General features: G+C 72.2%; 16 protein-coding genes. 8 read left to right on the top strand and 8 right to left on the bottom strand.

The genetic code is table 11. The features are described 5' to 3' along the window. Positions 1-69: 69 nt before the first annotated feature. Positions 70-2,388: a transglycosylase domain-containing protein gene (locus ACE4Q9_RS15325; RefSeq protein WP_397984789.1), complete on the bottom strand. Its 2,319-nt coding sequence runs from the start codon at positions 2,386-2,388 to the stop codon at positions 70-72. Between the two features lie 493 nt (positions 2,389-2,881). Here ACE4Q9_RS15325 and wblA point away from each other — a divergent pair, with 493 nt between their 5' ends. Beyond that, positions 2,882-3,220, top strand: coding sequence for a transcriptional regulator WblA (gene wblA, locus ACE4Q9_RS15320; protein ID WP_366669404.1), 339 nt, complete (start codon positions 2,882-2,884; stop codon positions 3,218-3,220). Positions 3,221-3,366: 146 nt separating this feature from the next. On the opposite strand, the gene ACE4Q9_RS15315 is transcribed toward wblA, so the two are convergent. Then, positions 3,367-4,860: an ArsA family ATPase gene (locus ACE4Q9_RS15315; protein ID WP_397984788.1), complete on the bottom strand. Its 1,494-nt coding sequence runs from the start codon at positions 4,858-4,860 to the stop codon at positions 3,367-3,369. Continuing rightward, on the bottom strand, positions 4,857-5,834 hold the full coding sequence (locus ACE4Q9_RS15310) for an ArsA family ATPase (RefSeq protein ID WP_397984787.1): 978 nt from the start codon (positions 5,832-5,834) through the stop codon (positions 4,857-4,859). Before ACE4Q9_RS15310 ends, ACE4Q9_RS15315 begins: the two co-directional genes overlap by 4 nt. Positions 5,835-5,934: 100 nt before the next feature. Between ACE4Q9_RS15310 and ACE4Q9_RS15305 the strand changes: the two genes are divergently transcribed. The 4 genes from ACE4Q9_RS15305 to ACE4Q9_RS15290 all read left to right on the top strand — a co-directional run bounded on the left by ACE4Q9_RS15305 (position 5,935) and on the right by ACE4Q9_RS15290 (position 8,349). After that, positions 5,935-6,093, top strand: a complete 159-nt coding sequence (locus tag ACE4Q9_RS15305; protein WP_018547934.1) for a DUF4177 domain-containing protein — start codon at positions 5,935-5,937, stop codon at positions 6,091-6,093. Beyond that, positions 6,090-6,554, top strand: coding sequence for a RidA family protein (locus ACE4Q9_RS15300; protein WP_397984786.1), 465 nt, complete (start codon positions 6,090-6,092; stop codon positions 6,552-6,554). Before ACE4Q9_RS15305 ends, ACE4Q9_RS15300 begins: the two co-directional genes overlap by 4 nt. 74 nt (positions 6,555-6,628) lie before the next feature. Next, complete coding sequence (locus ACE4Q9_RS15295; protein WP_397984785.1) at positions 6,629-7,522, top strand: NUDIX hydrolase; 894 nt, start codon at positions 6,629-6,631, stop codon at positions 7,520-7,522. After that, positions 7,519-8,349 (top strand): MBL fold metallo-hydrolase, encoded by an 831-nt coding sequence (locus ACE4Q9_RS15290; protein ID WP_397984784.1) that lies wholly within the window; start codon positions 7,519-7,521, stop codon positions 8,347-8,349. The genes ACE4Q9_RS15295 and ACE4Q9_RS15290 overlap by 4 nt, the downstream gene beginning before the upstream one ends. Positions 8,350-8,384: 35 nt before the next feature. Here the strand turns inward: ACE4Q9_RS15290 and ACE4Q9_RS15285 are convergent, their stop codons facing one another. Together ACE4Q9_RS15285 and ACE4Q9_RS15280 are read right to left on the bottom strand one after the other, a co-directional pair. Continuing rightward, the gene (locus ACE4Q9_RS15285; protein WP_397984783.1) at positions 8,385-9,215 is read right to left on the bottom strand and encodes a nucleotidyltransferase domain-containing protein; all 831 of its coding nucleotides are present in this window, start codon (positions 9,213-9,215) and stop codon (positions 8,385-8,387) included. A gap of 118 nt (positions 9,216-9,333) precedes the next feature. Further along, a complete protein-coding gene (locus ACE4Q9_RS15280) occupies positions 9,334-10,008 on the bottom strand; it encodes a Crp/Fnr family transcriptional regulator (protein ID WP_014674022.1) in 675 nt (224 codons plus the stop codon). 324 nt (positions 10,009-10,332) lie between these two features. On the opposite strand from ACE4Q9_RS15280, the gene nth reads away from it, so the two are divergent. The 3 genes from nth to ACE4Q9_RS15265 all read left to right on the top strand — a co-directional run bounded on the left by nth (position 10,333) and on the right by ACE4Q9_RS15265 (position 13,512). Beyond that, positions 10,333-11,439 (top strand): endonuclease III, encoded by a 1,107-nt coding sequence (gene nth, locus ACE4Q9_RS15275; protein ID WP_397984782.1) that lies wholly within the window; start codon positions 10,333-10,335, stop codon positions 11,437-11,439. A gap of 55 nt (positions 11,440-11,494) precedes the next feature. Beyond that, entirely contained in the window at positions 11,495-12,190 is a 696-nt protein-coding gene (locus ACE4Q9_RS15270) for an NUDIX hydrolase (RefSeq protein ID WP_397984781.1), read from the top strand. A gap of 122 nt (positions 12,191-12,312) precedes the next feature. Further along, positions 12,313-13,512: a MarP family serine protease gene (locus tag ACE4Q9_RS15265; RefSeq protein ID WP_397984780.1), complete on the top strand. Its 1,200-nt coding sequence runs from the start codon at positions 12,313-12,315 to the stop codon at positions 13,510-13,512. A 16-nt stretch (positions 13,513-13,528) separates the two neighbouring features. Here ACE4Q9_RS15265 and ACE4Q9_RS15260 read toward each other — a convergent pair whose 3' ends face one another. From ACE4Q9_RS15260 to ACE4Q9_RS15250, 3 genes are all read right to left on the bottom strand, one after another. After that, positions 13,529-13,708, bottom strand: coding sequence for a hypothetical protein (locus ACE4Q9_RS15260; RefSeq protein ID WP_079174927.1), 180 nt, complete (start codon positions 13,706-13,708; stop codon positions 13,529-13,531). A gap of 139 nt (positions 13,709-13,847) precedes the next feature. Continuing rightward, positions 13,848-14,780, bottom strand: a complete 933-nt coding sequence (locus ACE4Q9_RS15255) for an alpha/beta fold hydrolase (RefSeq protein WP_397984779.1) — start codon at positions 14,778-14,780, stop codon at positions 13,848-13,850. Continuing rightward, the gene (locus tag ACE4Q9_RS15250) at positions 14,777-15,265 is read right to left on the bottom strand and encodes a phage holin family protein (protein WP_397984778.1); all 489 of its coding nucleotides are present in this window, start codon (positions 15,263-15,265) and stop codon (positions 14,777-14,779) included. The genes ACE4Q9_RS15255 and ACE4Q9_RS15250 overlap by 4 nt, the downstream gene beginning before the upstream one ends. Between the last annotated feature and the right edge of the window lie 21 nt (positions 15,266-15,286).

The following is a 15,286-nucleotide window of genomic DNA, read 5'->3' as shown; positions in this document are numbered from 1 at the left end:
ACCCCGGAACAAGACGGGGCCGCACCCCGAACAAAGGGTGCGGCCCCGTCGTCGTACTCCCGGCAGGGACTAGCGGCGACCGCCCGTCCCCCCGACCGCCCGGCCGTTCGGACCGCCGTTCGTCTGTCCCTGGATGATGTTGCCCGGCGGCACCGTGCCGCCGATGTCGCCGGCGCCGCCCGTCGCGCCGCCGCCGGTCAGACCGCCGAGCAGGCCGCCGATCAGCTGTCCGTGGCCGCCGCCGTTGGCGCCCCCGTCGGTGCCGCCGTGCCGGCCGCCGTTGCCCTGGCCCTGGTGGTTGCCGCCGGAGCCGTTGTCGTCCGGGATGTCGACCAGGTTGAAGTCCTCCACCGGCTTGCCCTCCAGGGCGCCGTTCATCATGTCGCGCCAGATCGGGCCGGGGACCTCACCGCCGTAGACCTTGTCGTGCGGGACGCCGCCGATGGTGATGTTGATCATCTTGCGCTGGTGCCGCGGGTCGCCGACCCAGACCGCGCCCGCCATGTTCGGGGTGTAGCCGACGAACCAGGCGGCGAAGCGCTCGTCCGTCGTACCGGTCTTGCCCGCGCTCGGACGGTCGCCGAGGCCGGCCTCCTGGCCGGTGCCGTCCTCGACCACGCCCTTGAGGAGCGTGCTGACGGTGTCCGCCGTCTTCTCGGACATCGCGCGCGAGCAGGTCGAACGCGGCACCGGCAGCGACTTCACCCGGCTGCCGGTCGTCTGCGTGACCGACTCGATGGCGACCGGGGTGCAGTACATGCCGCGCGAGGCGAAGGTGGCGTAGGCGCTCGCCATCGTCAGCGGGGACATCTCCTGGGTGCCGAGGGCGATCGAGGGGGCCTGGTCGATCGGGCGGCCGTCGGCGCGCGCCACGCCCATCTTCTTCGCCATGTCGGTCACCGGGCAGATGCCGATGTCACTGATCAGCTGCACGTAGTAGGTGTTGACCGACTTGGCGGTCGCCTCCTTCATGCCGTACGGCCCGTGCTCCGACTCGTTCTCGTTGGTCAGCTTGGCCGGCTTGCCCGGGTCGTTGCGCCAGACCTTGCCGTTGCAGGCGGCCACCGGGCTCGGGTACGGCATCTCGTACGGCGAGGAGTACTGCTGCGCCGGGGACTTGCCGCCCTCGATCGCGGCCGCCGCGACGATCGGCTTGAACGTCGAACCCGGCTGGTAGCCCGCGCCGCCGCCCATGGCCTGGTTCACCGACAGGTTGATCTGCGTCTCGTCCGTGCCGAAGCCGTACGGCCGGGACTGGCCCATGGCGAGGATCTTGCCGGTGCCGGGCTCGACGATCGTCGCGGCCGTCGCCACCTGGTCGGACTTGTAGACGTGGTCCTTGATGGAGCTCTGCACGGACTGCTGGGCCTGCGGGTCGAGCGTCGTACGGATCGTCAGACCGCCCTGGTTCCACAGCTTCGCGCGCGCCTGCTTGGTCTTGCCGAAGACCGGGTCGGTGAGGAAGACCTCGCGCACGTAGTCGCAGAAGAAGCCGGCGCCCTGGACCGCGGTGATGCAGCCGTTCTTCGGCTGGCTGGGGTGCAGCCCGAGCGGCTCGCGCTTGGCGTGGGCGGCCTCCTGCGGGGAGATGTCGCCCAGTTCCGCCATGCGCTGGAGCACGATGTTGCGGCGCTTGGTGGCCTCCGCCTCGTCGTTGACCGGGTCGTAGCGGCTCGGGGACTGCACGATGCCGGCCAGCAGCGCGGATTCCTGGAGGTTCAGGTCCTTGGCGTGCTTGGAGAAGTACCGCTCGGAGGCGGCCTCCACGCCGTACGCCTGCTCGCCGAAGAAGGTGATGTTCAGATAGTTCTCGAGGATCTTCTTCTTGCCGAGCTGTTCCTCGATCTGGATCGCGTACTTCAGCTCGCGGACCTTGCGGCCCAGCGTCTGCTGGGTGGCCTCGGCGACCTTCGTCGGGTCGTCGCCGGCCTCCTCGATGAAGTAGTTCTTCACCAGCTGCTGGGTGAGGGTGGAGGCGCCCTGCGCGACCCCGCCCTCCTGCGCGTTCTTGTTCAGGGCGCGCAGCACGCCCTTGAGGTCGATCGCGCCGTGCTGGTAGAAGCGCGAGTCCTCGATCGCGACGATCGCCTTCTGCATGTACGGCGAGATGTCCTTGAGGTCGACCACCGTACGGTCCCTGCTGTACACGCTCGCGATCTGCCGCCCCTTGGCGTCCAGGATCGTGGTGCGCTGGCTGAGCTGGGGACTCTTCAGGTTGGCCGGGATGTCGTCGAAGCTCTTGACCGAGCCCTTGGCCGCGAGGCCCAGAGCGCCGGCCGCGGGCAGCGCGATGCCGGCCATCACGGCTCCCGCGAGCACACTGACACCGAGGAACTTCGCGGCCTGCTGCAGCGGCGACAGACCACCGCCCGAGCGCTTCTTTGGCATGGGGGCAGCCTAATCCGTACTCCTGAGCGTTTTGCGGGAGCGGCCTGCCCTCGGGATGTTCCGGTGCCGGCGCTCGGTCCCCGCGAGCCGCCTGACCTGCCTACGTTTCCATTTCCCGGACAGGCGCGCAGCCCTTGGCCTAAGCTGCTCCCAACTGTCACAGCCGCACGGCCCGTACCACTCGCTCCGGCGTCCGGAACCGTCGCGAACCCCCGTGCCGCGCCTCGGGACGTGTCCGTTTGCGCCTCGTGTGTCACCCGGTGCCCGCTGTGGCGCACCGTAGCTGTCCTGGTTTGCCGGGACAGTCGCATATGTCGTCAGCTCACTCCCGCGGGTGATCTGCCGCTTACCCATAGTCCGTTCGGGCCATTCAAGATTGGGCCCGACGGGGGTGTTGCGCTGTGTCCACCTTCCGTAACGTCCTCAACTGGCGGCGGTGAATATGCCGCTGCCGCCGTGGGGGAGCCTCGATTCGGGAGAGGACGGCGCCGGTATGGGCTGGGTAACCGACTGGAGTGCGCAGGCTGCCTGCCGCACTACCGATCCGGATGAACTGTTCGTGCAAGGAGCAGCGCAGAACAGAGCCAAGGCGGTGTGCACCGGATGTCCGGTACGCACCGAGTGCCTGGCGGACGCGCTGGACAATCGCGTCGAGTTCGGCGTGTGGGGAGGCATGACGGAGCGGGAGCGCCGCGCACTGCTGCGCCGCCGGCCCACCGTGACCTCCTGGCGCAGGCTGCTGGAGACCGCCCGCTCGGAGTACGAGCGCGGCACCGGGTTCGTGCGCCTCGACAGCGACGAGGTGTACGAGAACTACGCGGCCGTCAGCTAGCGGGCATCCGTCCGGCACACCTGGGGTTCGGCCGAGAGCCCCCGGACGGCCACGGTTCCCCTTGCCCGCCCGATGCCCGGCTTGTCCTCACGGTGCCCGGCTTCCGGCCGGGTCACGACGGGTCCGGTGCTACGACGGGTCCGGTACTACGACGGTTCCGCCGGGCGGTCCGTGAGCGCGCCCGCCGCGAGACGGTCGCCGATGTCGCGCAGGCCCGTGAGGTCGTGCACATCGCCGGGCAGCGCGGGTACGTCGACCACCGCCACCTCGGGGTGGCGGGCGGTGAAACGGTCCCGCGTGCGCTGCTCGCGCGCCAGGAGATGCATGCGTTCGGCGTGCAGCCTCAGCAGGCCCGCGGCGAGCCGGTCGACGGAGCGTTCCTCGTCGGTGGGGGAGCCTCCGGGGGGAGCGTCGGCACCGGTCGCCGCGCCGGGTGCGGCCTCGGTTGCGGGAGATCGTGAACTGCCGTACGTGTCGGGAGAGTTACGAAGTCCAGCTTTCCCGCCCGCCTGATCCACAATGCCGGGGTCCGCAAGATTTTCCGCGGCGTCGAGCGCCCGCTCGGCCGACAGCCGGCCCGCGCCGCTGCCGTGCACCCGGTTGAGCACCAGCCCCACCAGCGGCATGTCCTCCGCGGCCAGCCGCTCCACGAAGTACGCGGCCTCGCGCAGCGCGTCCCGCTCCGGGGCCGCCACCACCAGGAACGCGGTGCCGGGCGCCTGGAGCAGCTTGTACGTGGCGTCCGCGCGGGTGCGGAAGCCGCCGAAGGTGGTGTCCATCGCGGACACGAACGTCTGGACGTCCTTGAGGAGTTGACCGCCGAGCAGCTTGCCCAGGGTGCCGGTCATCATCGACATCCCCACGTTCAGGAACGCCATGCCGGCCCGGCCGCCCAGCTTGGCGGGGGCGGTGAGCAGGCGGATCAGCCGGCCGTCCAGGAAGGAGCCGAGCCGCTTGGGGGCGTCCAGGAAGTCCAGGGCCGAACGGGAGGGCGGGGTGTCGACCACGATCAGGTCCCATTCGTCCCGCGCCCGCAGCTGGCCCAGCTTCTCCATCGCCATGTACTCCTGCGTGCCCGCGAAGCCCGCCGAGAGCGACTGGTAGAAGGGGTTCGCCAGAATCGCGGCCGCCCGCTCGCGGTCCGCGTGCGCCTCCACGACCTCGTCGAAGGTGCGCTTCATGTCGAGCATCATGGCGTGCAGTTCGCCGTCGCCGTCGGTGCCCTTGACCCGGCGGGGCACGTTGTCGAGGGAGTCGATGCCCATCGACTGGGCCAGTCTGCGGGCCGGGTCGATGGTGAGGACGACCACCTTGCGGCCCCGCTCGGCCGCGCGCAGGCCCAGGGCGGCCGCGGTGGTCGTCTTGCCGACGCCGCCGGAGCCGCAGCACACCACGATGCGCGTCTTCGGGTCGTCGAGGAGCGCGTCGACGTCGAGCACCCGCGAGGACGCCAGCCGCCGGGCCGCCGCCTCCCGCCCCTCCGCCCCACCACGCCCCTCGGACGCCCCACGTCCAGCGGACTCGCCGTGCTCCCTCCGCCCCCCGGGCTCCTCGCGCCCCCCGGACTCCTCGCGGCTCCCGTCCCGGTCCTCGGCCGCCGCCTTCCGGCCCGCGGCCGTGCCCTGCTCCTCGGCTGTCATGACACCTCCTGGTCGCGCAGCTCGGCGGCGAGTTCGTACAGACCCGCCAGGTCCATTCCCTCGGCCAGCAGCGGCAGTTCGTGCAGGGGCAGGCCCAGCTCGCCGAGCACGGCGCGCTGCTCCTGCTCCAGGGCATGGCGCTCGGCGTACTCCGCGGCCTGGGCCAGCAGCGGGTCCACCAGCTTCTCCGCGTTCCCGCCGCGTCGCGCGCCGCCGAGGCCGGCGGCCGACAGGGACCGGGCCACGGCGGAATGGTCCACCGTCCGCACGAGTTCCAGGTCCGCGGCGTCCAACACCTCGGGCCGCACCATGTTCACGATGACCCGGCCCACCGGCAGCCGCGCCGACCGCAGTTCGGCGATGCCGTCGGCGGTCTCCTGGACCGGCATCTCCTCCAGCAGCGTCACCAGGTGCACCGCCGTCTCCGGCGACTTGAGGACCCGCATCACGGCCTGTGCCTGATTGTGTATCGGGCCGATCTTCGCCAGGCCCGCCACCTCGTCGTTGACATTGAGGAAGCGGGTGACACGGCCGGTCGGGGGCGCGTCCATGACCACGTAGTCGTAGACGAACCGGCCGCGGCGGTCCTTGCGGCGCACCGCCTCGCACGCCTTGCCGGTGAGCAGGACGTCCCGGATGCCGGGCGCGATGGTGGTGGCGAAGTCGATGGCGCCCAGCTTCTTCAGGGCTCTGCCCGCGCCGCCCAGTTTGTAGAACATCTGGAGGTAGTCCAGGAGGGCCAGTTCGGGGTCTATGGCCAGCGCGTACACCTCCCCGCCGCCGGGAGCGACCGCGATCTTCCGCTCCTCGTACGGCAACGCCTCCGTCTCGAAGAGTTGGGCGATGCCCTGCCGGCCCTCGACCTCCACGAGAAGCGTCCGCTTCCCCTCGGTCGCGAGGGCCAGCGCGAGTGCGGCGGCGACCGTCGTCTTTCCGGTCCCGCCCTTGCCGCTGACGACCTGGAGCCTGCTCACGTCTTCGAGACTAACCAGTCCGGCCGACCGTCACGCGGGAGGCTGTGGATAACGGGGAGACGACGGGGGAGTGATCGGTCACAGCGGATACAGTCGGCCCATGACCAAGTGGGAATACTCAACCGTGCCGCTGCTCGTCCACGCCACGAAGCAGATTCTGGACAACTGGGGCGAGGACGGCTGGGAGCTCGTCCAGGTCGTGCCCGGCCCGAACCCCGAGCAGCTGGTCGCCTACCTGAAGCGGGAGAAGCAGGCATGAGCGCGGTCGAGGAGAAGCTGGCCGCCCTGGGCCTGAGCCTGCCGGAGGTCGTACCGCCGCTGGCCGCCTACCAGCCGGCCGTGCGCTCCGGTGCCTACGTGTACACCGCGGGCCAGCTGCCGATGGTCGAGGGCAAGCTGCCCGTCACCGGCAAGGTGGGCGCCGAGGTCACGGCCGACGAGGCCAAGGACCTGGCCCGCACCTGCGCGCTGAACGCGCTGGCGGCCGTGAAGTCCGTGGCCGGCGACCTGGACCGGATCGCGCGCGTGGTCAAGGTCACCGGGTTCGTCGCCTCCGCGGCCGACTTCACCGGCCAGCCCGGTGTGATCAACGGCGCCAGCGAGCTGCTCGGCGAGGTCCTCGGCGACAAGGGCGTGCACGCCCGCAGCGCGGTCGGCGTCGCGGTGCTCCCGATGGACGCGCCGGTCGAGGTCGAGATCCAGGTCGAGCTGGTTCCGTAGCCCCAGCCGCCACCGCCCGCCCGGCCACTCCGGTACCTCTCGAACATTCGCCCTACACCAGATAGCCTCCGGCCATGGCGAACGGTCAGTGGTACCCCCCTGAGTGGCCGGACCGCATCCGCGCGCTCGCGGACGGCACCCTCACCCCGGTGTCTCCCCGGCGCGCGGCGACGGTGCTCCTGCTGAAGGACACCGAGGCCGGACCGGCCGTCCACATGCTGCGCAGACGCGCCTCCATGGCCTTCGCCGGAGGCGCGTACGCGTATCCCGGCGGCGGTGTCGACCCGCGCGACGACGACACGCGGATCCGCTGGGCGGGCCCCTCGCGCGCGTCCTGGGCCGAGCGGCTCGGGGTGGACGAGGCCGGCGCCCAGGCGATCGTCTGCGCGGCGGTCCGGGAGACGTACGAGGAGGCGGGCGTCCTGCTCGCCGGGCCCGATCCGGACACCGTCGTCGGCGACACCACGGGCGACGACTGGGAGGCGGACCGCGCCGCCCTGGTCGCGCGCGAGCAGTCCTTCGCCGAGTTCCTGCACCGGCGCGGCCTGGTGCTGCGCTCGGACCTGCTGGGCGCCTGGGCGCGCTGGATCACCCCGGAGTTCGAGGCGCGCCGCTACGACACCTGGTTCTTCGCGGCCGTCCTCCCCGAGGGGCAGCGCACCCGGAACGCCTCCACGGAGGCCGACCGGACGGTGTGGATGCGCCCGGCCGAGGCCGCCGCCGGGTACGACCGGGGCGAGCTGCTGATGATGCCGCCCACCATCGCCGCGCTGCGCGAACTCCTGCCGTACGGCACCGCCGCCGAGGCGCTCGCGGCCGCCGCGGCGCGCGATCTGACCCCGGTGCAGGCGACCGCCCGGCTCAGGGACGGCGAGATCGTGCTCTCCTGGCCGGGGCACGAGGAGTTCACCAAGCACGTCCCGACGGGCGCCGCGCCCGCCGACGCGACCGGGGGAGGCCGCGCATGACCGACGCGAGCGCGCTGCCCGGCCAGCCCAGGGGCATGGCCGGCTCGGGACCCGCCACCGCGCGGGCCGTCAACGTCCTCGCGCCGAACCCCTCCGCGATGACCCTGGACGGCACCAACACCTGGATCGTCGCCGAGCCGGACTCCGACCTGGCCGTGGTGATCGATCCGGGACCGCTGGACGAGGGCCATCTGCGCGCGGTCGTGGACACGGCGGAGAAGGCCGGCCGGCGGATAGCCCTGACCCTGCTCACCCACGGCCACGAGGACCACGCCGAGGGCGCGGGCCGGTTCGCGGAGCTGACCGGCAGCCGGGTGCGCGCCCTGGACCCGGCGCTCCGCCTCGGCGACGAGGGGCTGGCCGCGGGCGACGTGATCACCACCGGGGGGCTCGAACTGAGGGTCGTACCGACCCCCGGCCACACCTCGGACTCGCTCTCCTTCCACCTCCCGGCCGACCGGGCGGTGCTGACCGGCGACACGGTCCTCGGGCGCGGTACGACGATGGTGGCGCACCCCGACGGACGCCTCGGCGACTACCTGGACTCGCTGCGCCGGCTGCGCTCCCTCACGGTGGACGACGGCGTGCACACCGTGCTGCCGGGCCACGGTCCGGTCCTTGAGGACGCGCAGGGCGCCGTGGAGTTCTACCTGGCCCACCGCGCCCACCGGCTCGCCCAGGTGGAGACGGCCGTCGAGAACGGCCACCGCACCGCGGCCGAGGTCGTCGCCCATGTCTACGCCGACGTCGACCGCTGCCTGTGGCCGGCGGCGGAGCTGTCGGTCCGGGCCCAGCTGGAGTACCTCGGCGAACACGGCCTGATCTGAGGCCGTACGGCCCGGCGCGATCCGAACGACAGGCCCTAAGGGGCGTCCTCGGGGCGCGGGGCCTTCACGCCGTGCACCCGCGCGTACTCGGCGGCGAGCCAGGGGCCCAGGTCGTCCACGTAGCCGCGCAGCACGCCATGGTCGGCGACGGGCTCCCGGCCGTACCGGGCCGCGGCGCGCAGCTGCGGGGCCCGCTCGGGGTAGTACGCCCCGCAGACCTCGGCCATCTCGCGCAGATCGCTCGTCCAGCCGTTCCAGCGGGTCATGACGAGCGTGAAGCCCGTGCGGACCAGGTGGCGGGACGTGAAGCGCACCAGGCGCCGCAGGGCCGCCTCGTCGTACCCGGCCGCCGCGATCCGCTCGCGCCAGCGGGGCAGCAGCCGGGCGAGGTCGCCGTTGGTCTCGCGGGCCAGCAGGGAGTCGGGGCGGTACCGGGGCAGCAGCTCGGCCAGGTCGTTGCCGAGCAGCGGTGTGCACAGGCAGGCCAGGAACCAGCCCAGGTCGTACCGTTCCGCCGCGCCGAGCAGCCGCTCCCGGCCGTACAGCAGCGGCCCCACCCCGTCGATCTGCGGAAAGTCCCGGTCCAGGGCGTCGCCGAGGGCCTGGAGGGCGGCGCGGTCGGCGGCGGTCGGTTCCGCGCGCAGGACGACGAACAGGTCCAGGTCGCTGCGGCCCGCGCGCGCGGTGCCGCGGGGGATCGACCCGTAGAGGTACGCCCCGTCCAGCCGCGCCCCGAGGACCTGCGGCAACCGCTCCCGTACGGCGGCCACGACCGGCCGGAAGGCGTCGGGCACGCGGGTGAGGGAGCCTTCGCGGACGAAATGGCCGTCGGGATCGAGGCCGTGGGGGCGGGGTGGCTCGGGCATGGGGCCACTGTGCCGGGCAGCCGGGGGCCGGCGCAGCCGATTTTGGTCGCAGGGACGCCTCAGGGCGCGGCCCCCGCGGAGCCGCGCCCTGGATGTCGTACCGGAGAAGGACCGCGCGTCAGCGCGAACGCTTGGCCAGCCGCTCCACGTCCAGCAGGATGACCGCGCGCGCCTCCAGGCGCAGCCAGCCGCGCTGGGCGAAGTCGGCCAGGGCCTTGTTGACGGTCTCGCGGGAGGCGCCGACCAGCTGGGCCAGCTCCTCCTGGGTGAGGTCGTGGACGACGTGGATGCCCTCTTCGGACTGCACGCCGAAGCGGCGCGACAGGTCGAGCAGGGCGCGCGCCACACGGCCGGGGACGTCGGAGAAGACCAGGTCGGACATGGCGTCGTTGGTCTTGCGCAGCCGGCGGGCGACGGCGCGCAGCAGGGCGCCGGCCACCTCGGGGCGGGCGTTCAGCCAGGGCTGGAGGTCGCCGTGGCCGAGGCCGAGCAGCTTGACCTCGGTCAGCGCGGTCGCGGTGGCCGTGCGGGGGCCCGGATCGAACAGCGACAGCTCGCCGATCAGCTCGCCGGGACCGACGACGGCGAGCATGTTCTCGCGGCCGTCGGGGGAGGTGCGGTGCAGCTTGACCTTGCCCTCGGTGACGACGTACAGGCGGTCGCCCGGGTCGCCCTCGTGGAACAGGGAGTCGCCGCGAGCGAGGGTGACCTCGCTCATCGAGGCGCGAAGCTCCGCGGCCTGCTCATCGTCGAGCGCCGCGAAAAGCGGGTTGCGCCGCAGAACGTCGTCCACGAGTTCTCTCCTTGTCGACCTGCTCAGGGGATCTTGCTCCCCTGCGTGCCAGGGACCGTGTTCTCATTTTGCCGGACGGTCCAAACAGTGTGATCTGTCACAAGGATGCCGCACCGGTGTGCCGGGGTAAGCGTCAGGGGTCCAATCGGGGGCCGATCTTCGGGGTCCGGGGCGGATGCCGGTGCCGGGCTCTAGGCTGGCCGGGTGTCCAAATCACCGGTGAGAGCACAGGCCAAGGGGGCTTAGCGGGTGGTTGTACGTCGCGATTCCGCTGTGGGCGAACAGGGCCCCGGAGGCAGTAGGAAAAGTAGAAAAAAGGCTGACATGACGGAAGGGGCGGGTTCGGCGGGCAAGGCGGCTTCTGCCGGGGAAGACGGATCTGCCGCGAAGGCACCTTCCGCGAAGAAGGCGACACCGGGTTCCGCGAAGAAGCAGACACCGGGTTCCGAGAAGAAGGCGGCCTCGGGTGGGAAGTCCGGTTCCGCCCGGAAGGCCGCCCCGGTGAAGAAGGCCGCCCCGGTGAAGAAGTCGGCGACGGCGAAGAAGGCCGTCTCGGGCAGGAAGGTCGCCCCCGCCGAGAAGGCCGTGGCCGCCGATGGAGCGGTCGCGGTGAAGAAGGCCGCGCCCGCCAGGAAGGTCGCCGTCGAGCCGTCCGGCAAGGAGTCCCGGACCGCCCTGGTCCGCCGGGCCCGCCGGATCAACCGCGAGCTGGCCGAGGTGTACCCGTACGCGCACCCGGAGCTGGACTTCGAGAATCCCTTCCAACTGCTGGTCGCGACGGTCCTGTCGGCCCAGACCACCGACCTGCGCGTCAACCAGACGACCCCCGGCCTCTTCGCCCGCTATCCCACCCCCGAGGACCTGGCCGCCGCCAACCCGGAGGAGGTCGAGGAGATCCTGCGCCCCTGCGGCTTCTTCCGGGCCAAGACCAGGTCGGTCATAGGGCTCTCCAAGGCGCTGGTGGAGGACTTCGGCGGCGATGTTCCCGGAAGGCTGGAGGACCTGGTCAAGCTGCCCGGCGTCGGCCGCAAGACCGCCTTCGTGGTGCTCGGCAACGCCTTCGGGCGCCCCGGCATCACCGTGGACACCCACTTCCAGCGGCTGGTGCGGCGCTGGCGGTGGACCGAGGAGACCGACCCGGACAAGATCGAGGCCGCGGTCGGCGCGCTGTTCCCCAAGAGCGACTGGACCGACCTGTCCCACCACGTCATCTGGCACGGCCGGCGCATCTGCCACGCCCGCAAGCCCGCCTGCGGCGCCTGCCCGATCGCCCCGCTCTGCCCGGCCTACGGCGAGGGCGAGACCGACCCGGAGAAGGCCAAGAAGCTGCTGAAGTACGAGAAGGGTGGCCTGCCCGGCCAGCGGCTCAACCCGCCGCAGGCCTACCTGGACGCGGGCGGCAGGCCCGCGCCGCCGCTGGGGGCCGCGTGACGGAACGAACCCGGTGCCCCCGGCGTTGGACGACACAGAGCGACGGGGGTGGGCAATGACGCGGGCCGGCGAGGCACGACGCGACGTGGTGGCGCTGGACGGCCGGGGACTGCCGGACTGGCTGACCCCGGTGGCCCGCGCCGCCGAGACCATCGAACCCCTCCAGCTCAGCCGCTTCCTGCCGCCGGAGAACGGCGAGGGCCGCCAGTCCGCCGTGCTCATCCTGTTCGGCGAGGGCGAGCGCGGCCCCGAGCTGCTGCTGATGGAGCGCGCCGGCACGCTGCGCTCGCACGCGGGCCAGCCGTCCTTCCCCGGCGGCTCCCTCGACCCCGAGGACGGCGATCCGCTCGGCGAGGGCCCGCTGCGCGCCGCCCTGCGCGAGGCCGAGGAGGAGACCGGGCTCGACCCCCGTGGGGTGCAGCCGTTCGCCGTGCTGCCCCGGCTGTACATCCCGGTCAGCCGCTTCGTCGTCACACCCGTCCTCGGCTGGTGGCGCGAGCCCAGCCCGGTCGGCGCGGTGGACCCGAACGAGACGGCGCGGGTGTTCACCGTCCCCGTGGCGGATCTCACGGACCCCGCCAACCGCGTCACCGTCGTCCACCCCAGCGGATTCAGGGGCCCGGCATTCCAGGTCGAATCGGCCCTTGTGTGGGGTTTCACGGCCGGGGTGATCGACCGGTTGCTGCATTACGCGGGCTGGGAGCGCCCCTGGGACCGGGAGAAGCTGGCCCCGCTCGACTGGAGCTCATGACAGGGTGATCCCCGTGCTGTCTCTTTCCCGGGGACGCAGGGTCCCGCCGTCCCCATGGGGTCGGGCCGGACGCCTCGTCCGTGCCGCGGGAAGCGGAATGGAGTAGGCGAGGGCCTGAAGCGGTGAACGTGCTGGACATCCTGTTGCTGGTCGCGGCCGTGTGGTTCGCGGTCGTGGGCTACCGCCAGGGCTTCGTCGTGGGCATTCTGTCGGTGATCGGGTTCCTCGGCGGTGGCCTCGCGGCGGTGTACGCGCTGCCCGTCGTCTGGGACGCGGTGACCGGCAACGCGGAGGTGAACACCACCGCCGCCGTCGTCGCCGTGGTCGTCGTCATCGTCTGCGCCTCCGTCGGCCAGGCCCTGACCACCCATCTCGGTAACAAACTGCGCAAGCACATCACCTGGTCCCCGGCCCGCGCGCTGGACGCCACCGGCGGCGCGCTGGTCAACGTGGTGGCGATGCTCCTGGTCGCCTGGCTGATCGGCTCCGCCCTGGCCGGCACCACCCTGCCCACCCTCGGCAAGCAGGTGCGCGGCTCCAAGGTGCTGCTCGGGGTCTCGCGCGCGCTGCCCGCACGGGCCGACAGCTGGTTCGCGGACTTCTCCTCCGTCCTCGCGCAGAACGGCTTCCCGCAGGTCTTCAGCCCGTTCTCCGACGAGCCGATCAAGGACGTCCAGCCGCCGGACCCGGCCCTCGCCGGCAGCCCGGTCGCCACCCGCGCCCAGCGCTCCATCGTCAAGGTCACCGGCACCGCGCAGAGCTGCGGAAAGGTCCTGGAGGGCACCGGCTTCGTCTTCGCCGACCGCCGGGTGATGACCAACGCGCACGTCGTCGGCGGGGTGGACGCGCCGACCGTGCAGATAGGCGGGGTCGGCCGGCGGTACGACGCCAAGGTGGTGCTGTACGACTGGAAGCGCGACATCGCGGTACTCGACGTACCGGACCTGGAGGCGGACGCGCTGAAGTTCTCCGCGCCGGACGCGGCCGGGGGCGACGGCGCGATCGTGGCCGGCTTCCCGGAGAACGGCGCGTACGACGTGCGGGCGGCGCGGGTGCGCGGGCGCATCTCGGTCAACGGCCCGGACATCTACCACCGCGGCAGCGTGCGCCGCGATGTGTACTCGCTGTACGCGACCGTCCGCCAGGGAAACTCCGGCGGACCCCTGCTCACCCCGGACGGCAGGGTCTACGGGGTGGTGTTCGCCAAGTCCCTGGACGACGCCGAGACCGGCTACGCGCTGACCGCGGACGAGATCCGGCCGGACATCGCCCGCGGTCGCACGGCGAACGAACAGGTGGGTACGGACAGCTGCGCGCTGTGAGCCGTCAGGCGGCGGCTCAGTTGCGCGGGTGACGCAGGCGCACCGAGACCCAGCGGGCCCGGCGGCGCAGGATGCGCGGAATCCCCACCCGCAGCTCGCCTTCCGCGAGTTGCGGAGTGCCTCGCTGAGGCGTGCTCAGGCCCGTGGCCGAGCGGCGGTTGCGGGGTGCGTCACTGTAGTCGTGCGTCCAGCCCATACCCCTGCGTGTGCCCCCGGCCCAAGGTCGATAACCGCTTGGACGGCGGCCAATTGGCGTATGCGGCGGGCATGTGGCCGAACGGGTGACAAGTGGCGGGGAACCGGACACCGCCCGCACCGGTTCCGCCGCCGCGTCGTCACCGGTCGGGCTCGGGATCCTTCAGCCAGCTGACCAGCTCCGCCGAGAACGTCACCGGGTCTTCCTCGTGCGGGAAATGGCCGAGTCCGTCGAACAGCCGCCAGCGGTACGGCGCTTCGACGTACTCCCCGGAACCGGCGGCGCTGCGGGTGCGGCTCACCGGATCGAGTGAACCGTGCAGATGCAGCGTGGGCACCCGCACCGGCCGCTTCATCCTGCGGTAGAACTGCACGCCGTCCGGGCGGGCCAGGGAGCGCACCAGCCAGCGGTACGGCTCGACGGAGCAGTGCGCGGTGGAGGGGATGCACATGGCCCGCTGGTACGTGCGCACCGCCTCGTCCTCCGGGGGGCGCGGCCCGGACCAGTCCCGGATCAGACGACCCACCAGCTCCCCGTCGCCGGCGGTGAGTTGGCGCTCCGGGACCCAGGGCCGCTGGAAGCCCCAGATGTAGGAGTTGGCGGCCGTCTGCCGGGCGTCCCGCAGCATCGCCGCGCGCCAGCGCCTCGGATGCGGCATCGACACCACCGCGAGCCGGCGCACCAGCTTGGGGCGCATGGCCGCGGCCGTCCACGCCAGATAGCCGCCGAGGTCGTGTCCGACGAGCGCGGCGTCCGGCTCGCCGAGGGAGCGGATGACGCCGGTGACGTCCAGGGCGAGGTTGGCGGGGTCGTAACCGCGCGGTGTGCGGTCGCTGCCGCCGACGCCCCGCAGGTCCATGGCCACCGCCCGGTAGCCGGCCTCCGCGAGCGCGACCAGCTGGTGCCGCCAGGTCCACCAGAACTGCGGGAAGCCGTGGAGCAGCAGCACCAGGGGGCCGTCGCCGAGTTCCGCGATGTGGAAGCGGGCGCCGTTGGCGGCGACGTCCCGGTGGATCACCCGGTGTCCGGGCAGATCGAGCCGTACCAGCGAGGGCTGAGCGGGGTCCGTCATGAGGACGAGCGTGCCACAGCCTCGATGGCCGCGGGGCTGCGATCCTCGGGAAGCTCCGGGCGCGGGTGCGGCTTGGCGTTGCCGAGGACGCTCGCCGACTCCTTCATGGACGCGGCGACCTTCTGCGGGCCCCGGCCCTGCTTGGCCTTCTTCGCGAACACCACGCCGATCAGCGCGAGCAGACCGGCGACGAGCACGTTCGCCGCGAAGGACAGCACGAAGCAGATCGCCAGGTTCCAGTGGGTCCAGGTGCGGATGCCGTACGCCAGGGCGAAGTTGAGCATGGGCAGGGAGAAGACCAGGACCGCGCCCGCCATCGAGAACGCGCCGCCGCTGGTCGCGCCGCGCTTCACATCCTGCTTGAGCTGCGCCTTGGCCAGCGCGATCTCGTCGTGCACCAGCGCCGACAATTCGGTCGTCGCCGAGGCGAACAGCTGGCCGATGCTGCGTTCGGCGCCGACCGGGCTGCCGTCGGGTGCGCTCATCGCGGTCTCCCTTACGAGTTC

Source organism: Streptomyces sp. AM6-12 (assembly GCF_044327085.1).
GTDB lineage: Bacteria > Actinomycetota > Actinomycetes > Streptomycetales > Streptomycetaceae > Streptomyces.
The sequence above is the reverse complement of the archived record's forward strand: the minus strand, read 5'-3'. Positions and strand labels throughout refer to the sequence as shown.